The sequence below is a fragment of the Noviherbaspirillum phoenicis genome (genome assembly GCF_047237965.1).
Classification (GTDB): Bacteria; Pseudomonadota; Gammaproteobacteria; order Burkholderiales; family Burkholderiaceae_D; genus Noviherbaspirillum_A.
On the sequence record NZ_JBDFLX010000001.1, the window covers coordinates 1272462 to 1287069 of the forward strand.

At 60.7% G+C, this 14608-nt stretch carries 9 protein-coding genes and 1 pseudogene; 2 read left to right on the forward strand and 8 right to left on the reverse strand.

Going from position 1 to position 14608, the window contains the following annotated elements; translation table 11 throughout:
• Positions 1-80: 80 nt before the first annotated feature.
• The 6 genes and pseudogenes from ABC383_RS05785 to ABC383_RS05810 all read right to left on the reverse strand — a co-directional run bounded on the left by ABC383_RS05785 (position 81) and on the right by ABC383_RS05810 (position 7814).
• The gene (locus ABC383_RS05785) at positions 81-533 is read right to left on the reverse strand and encodes a hypothetical protein (protein WP_413012413.1); all 453 of its coding nucleotides are present in this window, start codon (positions 531-533) and stop codon (positions 81-83) included.
• A 99-nt stretch (positions 534-632) separates the two neighbouring features.
• Entirely contained in the window at positions 633-1097 is a 465-nt protein-coding gene (locus tag ABC383_RS05790; RefSeq protein ID WP_413012414.1) for a type III secretion system chaperone, read from the reverse strand.
• A gap of 67 nt (positions 1098-1164) precedes the next feature.
• Complete coding sequence (locus ABC383_RS05795; protein ID WP_413012415.1) at positions 1165-1707, reverse strand: hypothetical protein; 543 nt, start codon at positions 1705-1707, stop codon at positions 1165-1167.
• Positions 1708-1845: 138 nt separating this feature from the next.
• A pseudogene (locus ABC383_RS05800) lies at positions 1846-4920 on the reverse strand (response regulator); the annotation flags it as partial.
• 305 nt (positions 4921-5225) lie between these two features.
• The gene (locus ABC383_RS05805) at positions 5226-7058 is read right to left on the reverse strand and encodes a putative bifunctional diguanylate cyclase/phosphodiesterase (protein ID WP_413012417.1); all 1833 of its coding nucleotides are present in this window, start codon (positions 7056-7058) and stop codon (positions 5226-5228) included.
• 159 nt (positions 7059-7217) lie between these two features.
• Positions 7218-7814, reverse strand: a complete 597-nt coding sequence (locus ABC383_RS05810) for a DUF924 family protein (protein WP_413012418.1) — start codon at positions 7812-7814, stop codon at positions 7218-7220.
• A gap of 295 nt (positions 7815-8109) precedes the next feature.
• Between ABC383_RS05810 and cls the strand changes: the two genes are divergently transcribed.
• Positions 8110-9471, forward strand: a complete 1362-nt coding sequence (gene cls / locus ABC383_RS05815; RefSeq protein WP_413012419.1) for a cardiolipin synthase — start codon at positions 8110-8112, stop codon at positions 9469-9471.
• Between the two features lie 17 nt (positions 9472-9488).
• On the opposite strand, the gene serA is transcribed toward cls, so the two are convergent.
• Positions 9489-10685, reverse strand: a complete 1197-nt coding sequence (gene serA, locus ABC383_RS05820) for a phosphoglycerate dehydrogenase (protein ID WP_413012420.1) — start codon at positions 10683-10685, stop codon at positions 9489-9491.
• Between the two features lie 87 nt (positions 10686-10772).
• Between serA and ABC383_RS05825 the strand changes: the two genes are divergently transcribed.
• A complete protein-coding gene (locus ABC383_RS05825; RefSeq protein ID WP_413012421.1) occupies positions 10773-11555 on the forward strand; it encodes a ferredoxin--NADP reductase in 783 nt (260 codons plus the stop codon).
• A gap of 962 nt (positions 11556-12517) precedes the next feature.
• Here ABC383_RS05825 and ABC383_RS05830 read toward each other — a convergent pair.
• Complete coding sequence (locus ABC383_RS05830) at positions 12518-14596, reverse strand: 3-hydroxyacyl-CoA dehydrogenase NAD-binding domain-containing protein (RefSeq protein ID WP_413012422.1); 2079 nt, start codon at positions 14594-14596, stop codon at positions 12518-12520.
• Between the last annotated feature and the right edge of the window lie 12 nt (positions 14597-14608).

Below are 14608 nucleotides of genomic sequence, written 5' to 3' on the forward strand. Positions count from 1 at the left end.
GCTGTTAGCCTACCTTCAATGCCGCTGGCCAGCCGCATGGAGCGGCTGTGTAACCCGGATGAAAAGCTGGTTCAGCTGACTCACACCATCGACGGACGATTACGCCAACCGTTTTGCTCAAGCAGCGAGCGCATTTCGCCCGCCTGGTCGGACAAGGATTCCGGCGCGCCATTTGAAGCGAACAGGGCACCCGTTCCATTGACATCATTGAATTGCAAAGCCGTGCTTTGCACCACATTCGCTGCGCCATCCTTTGCCTGGTCTTCCTGGAACAAGTTCAGGCTCTCCGGGTCCACAGGCTTGTCAGACACGTTACGCCTGAAAAGGAATTTCTCTATGTTCGACAATGAAAAGCTGTCCGGCCGCGTAATGACCAGATTTGCAGTGGGTGCCGCCGGTACTATCTTCCCGGCCGGATCGTCCGGTTGACTATCCTGCTTCTTCTCCAAATCAACATCGTATTCCCGCAACTTCACCTCACGCCAGGGCATTGCCTCCTCGGCTTTCTTGATCAAATAATTAAAACTGGACATGATGTGCTTCCTCAAGTGAAGAAATCGAAAAGAAAGTGACTGCACAAAAACTGGTCAGCGGTCTTGAGACAGGCGCGCAGCCCTTCTTTCAGTAACGGTTCAAACGAAGCTGCTCAGCCCTGGCAGCGCTCGCAAGGCACTCGAATCAGCGACCCCTGTTTGAGCAATGTAACTACGCCAGGCCTGGGCAACCTGGGAACACCTGCGTAGTTCTTCTTGAAATTTTTTCAGTTCAGGCTCTGTACTGCGCCATTCGCACAAAAGCGTCGCGCCACCTTCAGGACCGCCCAACGCCATGGTCAGACCGGCGTTTTCCTGCCACAGCAGGTTGTATGCGAGCATTAACTGGCAAACCTCAAGGCGTCGTTCCGGGGCAGGCATGCCCAGTTCCGTCGAGAGAACCAGTCGATCGGGGTCAGCCGCATATTCGATGAACAGGATGGACATATCATCCAGTTGAAGCGCCCAGCTATCTTCTCCATGCTGCACCACGGCATCGATATCAGGCGTTTGCGGACCAATTTCCTGCATGATCAACTGGACTGTGTCACGGTATGCTGGCATGGCGCTCCTGGCTGGTCAAAAAATTCCGGCCGGTGGCCGCGGACGAGCCATGTGTGCAAATCAGGCGCTAATCGGTTCCAGCATCTTCAAGCTTGCCGTGCACTTTTCCTGACCCTGGGAGCAGGAACAATTTGTCGATGAGATGTTCGATCGCTTGTACCTGGTCCGGCATCAACCCTGACGGAGATGGGTCGTCACACTCGCCGTCAGGGTGTGAAAAATAGTGTTGGCGGTGTCCTGGCAAGGAAGGGCCAGGCACGGGATTCATGGTTTTTCTGTAAATCCTGGACAGGATTGTTAGCGGCGGTGATAGCCATCCAATGCGCGCGCCATAATCGCCCTCAAATTGCTCTTCAACATTGCGCAGCCATTCAACAGCACCCGGCATGCCGGCTACCTGCTGCAGGACGACGTCAACAGCTACCCGTGCCGCCAGGCGCTCACGCAGCGGGATAGCGTTGGCACCCGCGGCGCCTGCGTCGGCTGCATACAGCATTACCACGCCTTCTTCCCGAGGCACGCCACCAAGCATGCTGTCGGGCGGCGAGGATTGAATAAAAAGCGCCAGTTCCTCTACTGTCGTACAGGTAGTTACAGCCAGTTGCCCCATTCGCTCCCCTCACTCATCTACTGCAAGCGTTTTGCCAAGCACAGCCAACGTAAGAAAAATCGGAAGGTATTTGTACAACCACTTATTTTGTGCGATATATGAAAATCAGTGCATTTAACGCACTAACCGGGTGTTATTTTATACGTTTAACCACTTTCTCATCATCGAAATTAGTTGATTAATTTCAACAGGTTTGGTGATGTAGTCGGAAGCCCCGGCCGCGAGACACTTCTCCCGGTCGCCTTTCATCGCCTTGGCAGTCAGGGTAATGATCGGAAGATTTCCGAAGCGCTCGATACGACGGATCGCGCGCGTGGTGTCATACCCGTCCATCTCGGGCATCATCACGTCCATCAGCACGATGTCCACCGTTGCGCCGCTCTCCAGTAGTTCAATGCCTTCCCTGCCGTTTTCGGCAAACAGCACGCTCATCCGGTGGCGCTCCAGCACGGAACTGAGCGCAAAGATATTGCGCAGATCATCATCGATGATCAGCACCTGCCGACCGGCCAGACCGGGTGTCTCGTCACTCTGGTCGATGCCGGCCGCAATCGGCTGGTCTGGTGCAGCATCGCTATCCTGCCGCAGGTCCAACAGGCGGTAGGTAGCGTCCAGCAGGCGTGCTGGCGAGCGCGCATCCTTGATGACGACTGCCTTTACCAAAGGCTGCAATCGCGCCGCCTGTTCTTCATCGACCTCGGTTGCGGTATGGATAACGACAGGCAAGGCGCGCAGGCGCTCTTCCCTGGCGATCATGTCCAGCAGATCATAGCCATCGATATCGGGAAGATTGAGATCGAATACCATGCAGTCGAACGGCGCCGCCTGAAGCGCCTGCAAGGCCTGGCTGCCGCTTTCCACCGCCACCACCCGAATGCCTGGCTGGCTCATCAGCGCGCAGATAGCGTCACGCTGCGTTGCGTCATCTTCAACGATCAGTACGCTGGGCCTGGCATCCATCAGAATGGCTTCCTTTGGCGGTACGTCCGGCACACCCACCGCTGCGGGAACGTCATTGGACTGGATCACCAATGCGGGCCCCTGCATCAGTCTTTGCGGCAGATAAAGAGTGAATGTGCTGCCGGCCCCCACTTCGCTGCGGACCTGGATTTCGCCGTCAAGCAGGCGGGCCAGTTCGCGGCTGATCGACAGCCCAAGGCCGGTGCCGCCATACTTGCGCGCGGTGCTGCCGTCAGCCTGCTGGAATGCCTCGAAGATCAGCTGCAGCTTGTCGGCGGCAATACCGACCCCGGTATCGCTCACCGAGAACGCCAGCACCGCATCCGCCCGCGACAAACCCGCATGGCCTGGCGTCCAGCCCGATCGGGCGTAATCCACCGACAGCGTCACCTTGCCCCTGCTGGTGAACTTGAAGGCATTGGCCAGCAGGTTCTTCAGTATCTGCTGCAGCCGGACGATATCGGTGGCGATGGTTGGCTGCAGGCCGGCAGCCAGGTCGACCGAAAACGCCAGATGCTTCACGTCGGCCATGTGGCCAAAGGTGCGCTCGACATAGGTGCGCAGGTCCGCCAGTGGATACTGCGCCATTTCCAGGGTCACTGTTCCCGACTCGATCTTGGAGAGGTCGAGAATATCGTTGATCAGGGTCAGCAGATCGCTGCCCGATGCGTGGATGGTCCGGGCAAATTCCACCTGGCGCGGCATCAGGTTGCCCTCCGGGTTCTCGGCCAGCTGCTGCGCCAGGATCAGCAGGCTGTTCAACGGCGTACGCAACTCATGCGACATGTTGGCCAGGAACTCGGACTTGTACTTCGATGACAGCGCCAGTTGCGTGGCCTTGTCTTCCAGCGCCAGCTTGGCCTGCTCCACCTCGCGGTTTTTGCGCTCGACCTCGATGTTCTGCTCCGACAGCAGCCGCGCCTTTTCCGCAAGCTCCATATTGGTCTGCTGCAGTTCCTGCGCCAGCGACTGCGACTGGCTCAGCAGGCTTTCGGTGCGGCTGTTGGCCTCGATGGTGTGCAGCACCACGCCGATCGATTCCATTAACTGGTCAAGGAAGGAAAGATGGGTGTCGGTAAAGCGTTCCAGCGACCCGATCTCGATGACCGCCTTCACCTGCTGCTCGAACAGAATGGGCAGCACGACGATGCTGGCTGGCGGCGCCGCGCCCAGCCCCGAGGAGACCTGCACATAATCGCGTGGCACCTGCTTGAGCCAGATGCGGTTCTTCTCCAGCGCGCATTGCCCCACCAGTCCCTCACCCAGCGCCAGCGTAGCCGCCATGCCATCGGCGGCGCGGCAGCCATAGCCGGCGATCAGGTGCAGCCGCGCATCGCGGCCCTGGTCGTCGAGCAGATAGAACACGCCGTGATGGGATGACACCAGCGGCGCCAGTTCGGACAGGATCAACGCGCTCATCGTGCCCAGGTCGCGCTGGCCCTGCAGCAGGCGGGTGAAGCGGGTCAGATTGGTCTTGAGCCAGTCCTGGCGGGCATTTTTCTGCGTGGTCTCCTTCAGGTTGCGGATCATCTCGTTGATGTTGTCCTTCAGGTGCGAGACCTCGCCGCGTGCCCGCACCTGGATCGAGCGCGACAGGTCGCCGCGGGTGACCGCGGTGGCGACATCCGTGATCGCGCGCACCTGCGTGGTCAGGTTGGCCGCCAGCTGGTTGACGTTCTCGGTCAGGTCTTTCCAGGTGCCGGACGCGCCCGGCACGCTGGCTTGGCCGCCGAGCCTGCCGTCGGTGCCGACCTCGCGCGCCACCCGGGTGACCTCGGCGGCAAAGGCGCTCAGCTGGTCCACCATCACATTGATGGTGTCCTTCAGTTCCAGGATCTCGCCCTTCACATCCACGGTGATCTTCTTGGACAGATCACCGCGCGCCACCGCGGTGGTGACCGCGGCGATGTTGCGCACCTGCCCGGTCAGATTGGATGCCATCGAATTGACGTTGTCCGTCACATCCTTCCAGATGCCGCTCATGCCGCGCACCTGCGCCTGGCCGCCAAGACGCCCTTCGGTGCCGACCTCGCGCGCCACCCGGCTGACCTCGGACGCAAAGGCGTCGAGCTGGTCCACCATCACATTGATGATGTTTTTCAGCTGAAGCATGTCGCCGCGCACGTCGGCCGTGATTTTCTTTGACAGGTCGCCGTTGGCCACCGCGCCGATGACGACCGCCATTTCCGTGGTGGGACGCGCGAGGTCGTCAATCAGGTCATTGACCGCCTGTACGGTGTCGGCCCAGCCGCCCATCGCGGGCGGCATGGGAGAGCGCTGGGTCAGACGGCCTTCCTGGCCGACCGCCTTGCTCACCCGGCCTATGCTCTCGGCCATCCACTGGTTCATCGCAATGATGTCGTTGAACGCATCCGCGATCTTGCCATGCATGCCGGCGCCGTCAACCGGAAGGCGCACCGTGAAGTCCCCGCGCCGGAAAGCCATCAGCGCCTGGAGCAACTGTGCCTGATCGGCTTCGGGTGAGGTGATTGGCAGAATCGGTTCAGCGCTCATGTCATTCATCGTTTCTCGTCAAGCGCAGCACCGTGAAAGGACGGTCATGCGCTGCTGGTCTGGGACATCTGCCGCAGCAGGAACTCCGGCGGCAATGGTTTGCTGTAGTAATAGCCCTGATATTCGTCACAACCAAGGGACTTCAAAAGCGCCAGCTGCTCCGGCGTCTCCACGCCTTCGGCCACCACCCGCAATGCCAGCGCGCGCGCCATGTTGACCACGGCAGCGACAATGGCAGTGTCGCCGGCGCTCTTGCCGAGGTCGCGCACGAAGGACTGGTCAATCTTGAGAATGTCGATCGGCAGCGCCTTGAGCACCGACAGCGAAGAGTACCCCGAGCCAAAATCATCGATCGCGATGGTGATGCCGCCCTCGCTCATCTCGCGCAGCATGGTGCTGGCCCGCTCGAGATCGCGCATCAGCATCGATTCGGTGATTTCCAGCTGCAGAAGACGGGGCGACAGCCCATGCTCGCGCAGCAGGCCAAGCACATGGGCTGGCAGGTCTGCATCGATCTGCGGCAACGCGATATTGATGGAAACCGGCAGTTTGGCCATGGCCGGGCACGCCTGCCAGGCATGCACCTGGGCACAGGCGGTCTGAACCACCCAGCGGCCTATCGGCGCCAGCATGCCGCCGTCGGAGGCCTGCTGCAGAAACTGCGCGCCATGCACCAGCCCCAGGCGCGGATGGCGCCAGCGCAGCAGCGCCTCGAAGCCGACCACCCTGGAAGCCATGATGTCGACCTTGGGCTGAAAATGAAGCTCGAATTCATCGCGCTCCAGCGCACGCTGCAATTCCTGCTCAAGCAGGACACGCTCCTGCACGCGGGCGTTGAGTTCTTCGTGAAAGAACTGGATGCTGCCGCGGTCCTGCTGCTTGGCGTGATACATCGCCATGTCGGCATGCTTCATCAAAATTTGCACCGAGTCGCCATCCTGCGGATACAGGCTGATGCCGATGCTGACCGACGTCTTCAGCGCATGCAGGCCGACCTCGCATGGCGGCGTATTGGCCTGCACGATCTTGCGCGCCACAGCGGCGGCGTCGGGATAGTCGGGAAGGCCTTCCATCAGCACCACGAATTCATCGCCACCCAGGCGCGCCACGACGTCGGATTCACGCACCGCGCCGGATATCCGGGCCGCCACCTGGATCAGCAAGGCATCGCCCACATCGTGACCGAGCGTGTCATTGATGGTCTTGAAACGGTCCATGTCGAGGAACAGCACCGCCAGGCCCCGGCTGGTCCGGTTGGCGCGGACGATGGCCTGCTCCAGCCTTTCCATCAGGGAGCGCCGGTTATACAGGCCGGTCAGGGGATCGCGCGTGGCCAGTCCGTGGGCGCGCTCTTCCGCCTGCCGCCGCTCCACGATCTCGGCCTGCAGCGCCGCATTGATCTGCTTCAGGTCCTTCATGCGCTGCACCTGAAGGTCACGATTGAGTTCCGCCAGTTCCTCGGCCTGCCGCTGCAGCAGCAGGTTCTTCTTGGCCAGTTCGACGAAGACCGCCACCTTGTTCTGCAACACCTGCGGAATGATGGGGGTGAACAGATAGTCGACCGCGCCCTTCTGGTAGCCCTTCAGCCTATGCATTTCATCGGCGTAATGGGCAGTCACAAAGATGATGGGCACTGCCGCCGACCGCGGATGCGAATGGATGATCTGCGCAGTCTCGAAGCCATCCATGCCGGGCATGCTGACATCGAGCAGGATGACGGCGAAATGCTGTTGCAGCACATGGCGCAAGGCTTCCTCGCCTGACTGCGCAGTCACCACGTCGAAATCGGACTCGCCCTGCTTGCGCAGCAGGACGCTTTCCAGTGCCAGCAGACTGGGTGGATGATCATTGACGAGCAGGATTTTGGGCTTGACCACGGCACTCTCTTCTCTTGTCGGATAACCTCAGGCGTAACCCCGGCATTGCGCTGCCACGGTCGGGCGCATCAAGCCATTTTGCTTTAGCGCCCACCAGAAGACTTGATGCGACGCAACGCAATGATGTTTTCAGGAAACCCGAAGCGCGTCGCTGCTCTCTCAGAACGACGAACCCGGCTCTGCCAAAAATGCCGTTTCCTCGGGTGAGGACTGCCGGCCCAACAGGGCATTGCGATGGGGGAACCGTCCGAAGCGTTCAATGACGTGCCGGTGTCTCAGCGCATACGTCAGAAAGCCGCGGTACTGCTCCATCACGGGCTGCGGCACGGCCTGGAACAGCGCCGTAAACAACCTTACCGCATGGTCCTGATCGGGCATCGATTCCGAATGCTCCAGTGGGAGATAGAAAAACACCCGCTCGATCGGCTTCAATGCCTTGTCGTCGCCACGCTCCAGCCCCGCCAGGCACAACTGCCGCGCCTGCGGGTCGGAAGCGAATGCGCCCGGCGTGCCGCGAAAGATATTGCGCGGAAGCTGGTCGGTGAGCAGGATCAGCGCCAGGCGTCCCTGTGGACTGTCATTCCATAATTCCAGTTGGCCCGAGCGCGCCGCTGTGACCAGGCTGCCGAAACGCTCGGTCAGTTCGGCATCAATTGCGGCATCCTTGCCCCACCATAACTTCGCCTGGCGCTGTCCGGACTCGTCATTGGCCACGCCGCCGAACCAGTAATCGTGTAGGGATTGCGCTGTTTCCATAGGAGTCTTCTTATTGCAAAACCGCATTCTAGCGACGAACCAGGGCGATGACACTCCCTAAAGTAGGGTAAGCCCCTGATAGCCAGCCCGGCCCATCGGAACAAGCCGTCAACTCTTGCGCAAAACCGATTCTGCGGAGAATTGCCGATGCTATTCTCTATTCCGTCTGGAAATGTTTCCAATCTGGGATCAGCGACAAGTTATTCGGCACGGGGAAAACATGCATAGCGGCACGCGGCACGATATACAAGACACAGTGGGGAACAAGGCATCGTCCAGGTTCATCGCAATGCGCATGCTCGGCCTGCTGAGCGCCATCATGCTTAGTGTTGGCATGGCAGCCTGCGCCAGCCTGCCGGACGTACGCGATCTGTCGAGCCAGCTTGAGCCCGCCAGCACGCCCACCGTCGCCACGCCCAAGGGCACGCTGCCGCCTGCGAAAGCGGAGTCTCTGCTCGGCCAACGCCTGCGCAATGCCAAGAAAACCGACCTCACGGCCCTGGCCGCTCTGGAAGAAGCCGCCACCGGCAGCCCGCTCGTTGCGGGCAACAAGACCACGCTGCTGTTCGACGGCCCGGCCACCATCAAGGCCATGATGGCCGCCATCGCCAATGCGAAAGACCACGTCAATTTCGAGACTTACATTTTCGATGAGGACGAACTGGGCCTGAAATTTGCCGATCTGCTGATAGAAAAGCAGCGCGCCGGCGTACAGGTCAACATCATTTATGACAGCATCGGCACGCTCGGCGTATCGAAAGAATTCTTTCAGCGCCTGCGGGACGCCGGCATCAACCTCACTGAATTCAACCCGGTCAATCCCCTGAAGCGTTTTGGCAACTGGCGCATCAACAATCGCGACCACAGAAAGATTCTGATCATCGACGGCAAGGTCGGCTTCGCCGGCGGCGTCAACATCGCCGAAGACTATTCGCACAGCTCATTATTCCGCTCGCGCTCCAGCGCCGAGCTGGGCTGGCGCGACACCCACATGCAGATAGAAGGTCCGGCGGTGGCCAATCTGCAATGGCTGTTCATGGACACCTGGGCCAGGCAGAACAAGAGTCCTCTGCCCGATCTCGACTATTTCCCGGCATTGACTGCAGTGGGCGACAAGGTGGTGCGCATCGTCGCCAGCCGTCCGGGCGGCGACTTCGAGATCTACAAGGCATTCACCCTGGCACTGCAGGAAGCCAAGACATCGATCCACATGACCAATGCCTACTTCGCGCCCGACCAGAATATCCTGGACACGCTGCTGTCAGCGGCGCGGCGCGGCGTGGATGTGAGGATCATCTTCCCCAGCCAGTCAGACGCGGGCATCGTGTATTACGCAGGCCGCTCGTTTTATACCGAACTGCTGCAGGCTGGCGTGCGCATCTATGAATTGAAGGGCTCGGTGCTGCATGCCAAGACCACAGTGGTGGATGGCGCCTGGTCGACGGTGGGCTCGTCGAACTTCGACATCCGCAGCTTTCTGCATAACAGCGAGATCAACGTGATCGTGCTGGACGCGGCATTCGGCGCCAGCATGGAAAGCGCGTTCCAGGAAGACATCCGCAACTCCAAGGAAATCACGCTGGATGAATGGGAACGGCGTCCCACCGCCGAACGGGTCAAGGAATGGGGTGCGCGCCGGCTGGCCTACTACCTGTAAGCCAGCCATGCTGCCGCCTATACCAGGTGGCAGCGTATCGTCGCGCTTTCGCCGCACAGCTTCTTCATCAGTGCCGGGTCGATGGGCGCATCCACGTCGGTGACTGCGTAGCCCAATGCGCCGCGCGTTTGCAGATGCTGGGCGACGATGTTGAGCCCGCTCTCGGCGAACAGCGCATTCATCCGGGCGATCACGCCGGGCTCGTTGCGATGCACATTCAGGATGCGGCTGGCCACTTCCTTCTGCTGGTGCGCAATTTCCGGGAAATTGACGGCCGAACGCGTGGTGCCGGCCGACAGGTAACGGGCCAGCTTGTCCGACACTTCACGCCCGATATTCTCCTGCGCCTCCTCGGTACTGCCGCCAATGTGCGGGGTCAGGATCACATTCTCCAGTCCACGCAGCGGCGTGATGAACTCTTCCTTCTCGCTCTTGGGCTCGACCGGATAGACATCCAGCGCCGCGCCGCCGAGCTTGCCGCCGCGGATGGCCGCATTCAGCGCATCGATATCGACCACACCGCCGCGCGAGGCGTTGATCAGCACCGCGGACGGCCGCATCAGCGCAATGCGGTCCGCATTGAGCAGGTTCGTGGTGCCGGCGCCGCCTGGCACATGCAGGGTGACCACGTCGGCCTGGCTCAGCAGTTCTTCCAATGGCATCGGCCTTGCATTGCCGAGGGGCAGCTTGCTCTCAGGGTCGTAATAGCAGACGCGCATGCCGACGCTCTCCGCCAGGATGCCCACCTGCGCGCCGATGTTGCCGTAGCCAATGATGCCCAGCAGCTTGTTGCGCACCTCGTAGGCGCCGGTGGCGCTCTTGTCCCAGACGCCGCGGTGCGCGCGGGCATTCTTTTCCGGAATCCGGCGCAGCAGAAGGATGGCCTGGGCAATCACCAGTTCCGCCACCGAGCGGGTATTGGAATACGGCGCGTTGAATACCGGTATGCCCATGGTGGCCGCGGTATTGAGGTCCACCTGGTTGGTGCCGATGCAGAAGCAGCCTATGGTGCGCAGCTTGGGCAAGGCATGCAGCACGTCCTCGGTCAGGTGGGTGTTGGAGCGGATGCCGACGGCATCGGCGTCGGACAGCGTGTCGATCAGCTCGGCGCCCGACAGCGCGCGCGGCACCTGGACGATGTTGGTGAAACCTTGCGCCTGCAGATTATCAACAGCGCTCTGATGAATCTTTTCCAGCAATACGATCTTGTTCATGGAGCCTTCCCTTCAATAAGCTGAAGGGCATTTTATGGCAGAATCGGCAATCACAAGGGGCAAGCACATTTTTTAGAGGTTTCATCAATGACGACAGAGTCCCTGGCCAGCGACAAGGCAACCCGCATTCACATCACCCGACTGCAACGCTGGACCGACAAGCTGATCACCTTCCGCACCACCCGACCCGCCGGCTATGAATTCGTGCCCGGCCAGTATGCAAGGCTGGGTTTGCACAACGGCGGCGTGATGATATGGCGCGCCTACTCGCTCACTTCCGCGCCAAACGAGGATGAACTCGAGTTCTACGGCATCATCGTCGAGGGCGGCCAGTTCACCAGCATGCTCGATCGCCTCAAGGAAGGCGATGAGCTCTGGCTGGACCGGCAGGTGTTCGGCTTCATGACGCCAGGCCGCTTTGCCGACGGCGAGGACTTATGGATGCTTGCCACCGGCACCGGCATCGGTCCTTTCATATCCATATTGCGCGACGACCAGGCATGGCGACGCTGGCGCAGGATAGTGCTGGTGCATGGCGTGCGACATCAGGATGAATTCGCCTACGCCGATGAGCTGAAGGCGCTGCGGGCGTCTCATGCCGGCATAGAGGGCATGGCTGCATTAACCCTGCTGCGGGCAGTAAGCCGCGACGATCCCGGTCAATGCCTTCACGGCCGCATCACCACCTTGCTGGCATCAGGCGCGCTTGAACAGGCGGCCGGCATGCCGCTCACTGTGGAGCAGTCGCGCATCATGCTGTGCGGGAATCCGGCCATGATCGAAGAGACGCGCAAGATGCTGCACGAGCGTGGCATGCGGCCGGTGCGGCGGATGAATCCGGGCCAGTTCGTGACGGAAAATTATTGGTAAGGCGATGCTATTCCCGACGAATAATTGAAGGCCAATTGTGGCTGTTGCAGTGGCATCTGCGGTTGCTTTTGACGTACGCGCAGCGACCGTTGCAGTTGCAGTGGCCGTCGCCGTTGCAGTGGCCGTTGCCGTTGCAGTGGCCGTTGCCGTTGCAGTGGCCGCTGCTTTTGAAGTGGCAGTGAAGTCCCGTTGAGCGCGCCGTGTCAGCGGTGCCCGGAGCGGGAAAAGGTGCGGCGTCTGTCTGAGCCAAGCGCAGCTTGGCGAGTTTAGCCGCGCCCCGCTCCGGGTACCGCTGGCACGGGCACCCCGCGCAGCGGGGCGCGCTCATCGGGTCGCCTTTTTTGGTTACTTTTTTGGCGAAGCAAAAAAGTAACCCGGCCGCCGGGACGGACTCCCGGCTTGTCTCCACGGTAGTGCAGCCGCATTGCGTCACCCGGCAACGCCCGGGCAGCACTGTCGGTGTTGACGTTTAACGTGTTCGTTGAACATGGCTTAACGTCCAAAGCAACTGCTGCTTCGCAGTGACGTCTTTACGCTTGGTGAAACAAGCCGACTGCACTGTCGTCATGACCAGGCCGGGAGTTCGCCCCGGCAGGCAACCTACTTCTTTTGCTTCGCCAAAAGAAGTAGGCAAGAAAAGGCGACCCGGTGATCGCGCCCTCGCTGCGCGAGGGTTCCCGTGCCGTCGATGCATGGAGCGGGGCGCGGCTAAACTCGCTCCGCTGCGCGGCGCTCAAACAGACGCCGCACCTTTTCCCGCTCCATGCACCGACGACACGGCGCGCTCAACGGGACTTAAAAGCAACGGCAACTTCAGAGGCCACTGCAACGGCAACCGCAACCGCAACCGCAACCTGCCATAACCCATCGCCAAAAACCAGATAAAAAAGCGCAACCTTCCTGCCTGGAAGGCTGCGCTTTCGTCAGCCAGACGCACTGCGCCTGGGAACGGATGCACTGGCTTAGTTGAAGGTCTTGCCCTCTGCCGCCAGGCGGGCCAGCAACGGCGCCGGCGTCCATGCCTTGCCATGATTGCCCTTGGCGAACTTCTCCATCGCCATCACGACATTGGGCAGGCCCACGGTGTCGGCGTAGAACATCGGGCCGCCGCGGAAGACCGGGAAGCCGTAGCCAGCCAGATAGACCATGTCGATGTCGGAAGCACGCTGGGCAATGCCTTCTTCCAGGATGCGCGCACCTTCATTGACCAGCGCATAGACCAGGCGCTCGACGATCTCTTCGTCGCTGATCTTGCGGCGCTCGATGCCGAGGTCGGCCGAATGCTTGACGATCATGTCATTGACCATCTGCGACGGATAAGGCTTGCGGTCGCCTGCCTTGTAGTCGTACCAGCCGGCGCTGGTCTTCTGGCCAAAACGCCCCATCTCGCACAGCAGATCGGCGGTCTTCGAATAGGTAACTTCTGGCTTTTCAACATAACGGCGCTTGCGGATGTACCAGCCGATATCGTTGCCCGCCAGGTCGCCCATACGGAACGGTCCCATCGCAAAGCCGAATTTCTCGACTGCCTTGTCCACCTGCTCCGGCAGCGCGCCCTCTTCCAGCAGGAAACCAGCCTGGCGGCTGTACTGCTCGATCATGCGGTTGCCGATGAAGCCGTCGCACACGCCGGAAACCACGCCGATCTTCTTGATCTTCTTGGACAGCGCCATCGAGGTTGCCAGCACGTCCTTGCCAGTCTTTTCGCCGCGAACGATTTCCAGCAGCTTCATCACATTGGCCGGGCTGAAGAAGTGCAGGCCGATCACGTCCTGCGGACGCTTGGTGAAGGAAGCGATCTTGTCCACGTCGAGGGTGGAGGTGTTGGACGCCAGGATGGCGCCCTGCTTCATCACTTCATCGAGCTTCTTGAACACGGTTTCCTTCACGCCCATGTCCTCGAACACCGCTTCCACAACGATGTCGCACTGGCCGATCTCTTCATAGGACAGGGTGCCGGTGATCAGGCCGACGCGCTGGTCGAACTTCTCCTGGGTCAGCTTGCCCTTCTTCATCGTGTTTTCGTAGTTCTTGCGTATCGTCGCCAGGCCCTTGTCCAGCGCTTCCTGCTTCATCTCGAGGATCTTGACCGGGATGCCGGCATTGGCGAAGTTCATCGCGATGCCGCCGCCCATGGTGCCGGCGCCGATCACGGCAGCCGACTTGATCTCGCGCTTGGGCGTGTCTTCCGGCACGTCCGGGATCTTGCTGGCGGCGCGCTCGGCGAAGAAGGCATGACGCAGCGCCTTGGACTCATTGGTCTGCACCAGTTCAAGGAACAGTTCGCGCTCGGTCTTCAGGCCTTCATCGAATTTCTGCGTGACCGCGGCGGCAACGGCTTCGACGCACTTCAGCGGCGCCGGGAACGGGCCGGCCATGGCCTTGACCGTATTGCGGGAGAACTGCAGGAAGCCTTCGTAATTCGGGTAATCGATCCTGATGTCGCGCACCTTGGGCAGCGGACGCACATCGGCGACCTTGTTGGCAAACGCAATTGCGCCCTGCATCAGGTCGCCGTCGATCATCTGGTCGAACAGCTTGGTCTTGGCCAGCTTTTCCGAAGGCACCGGCGTGCCGGAGACGATCATGTTCAGTGCCATTTCCAGGCCCACCACGCGCGGCAGGCGCTGGGTGCCGCCTGCGCCCGGCAGGATGCCCAGCTTGACTTCCGGCAGCGCGATCTGCGCGCCCGATACCGCAACGCGGTAATGGCAGCCCAATGCCAGTTCCAGGCCGCCGCCCATCGCAACGCTGTGAATTGCGGCAACCACAGGCTTGTCGGCGTTTTCGATCGTGCGGATCACGGTATGCAGCGTCGGCTCGGCCATGGCCGCAGGCGTGTTGAATTCCTTGATGTCGGCGCCGCCGGAGAAAGCCTTGCCGGCGCCGGTGATGACCACCGCCTTGACCGCGGCGTCATTGAGCGCCTTGTTGACGCCATCGACGATGCCCTTGCGGGTCGACAATCCAAGGCCATTGACGGGAGGGTTGGCAAGGGTAATGACGGCAACAGCGCCATTGACTTGATATTCGGCAGTCATGTCTCTTCCTTT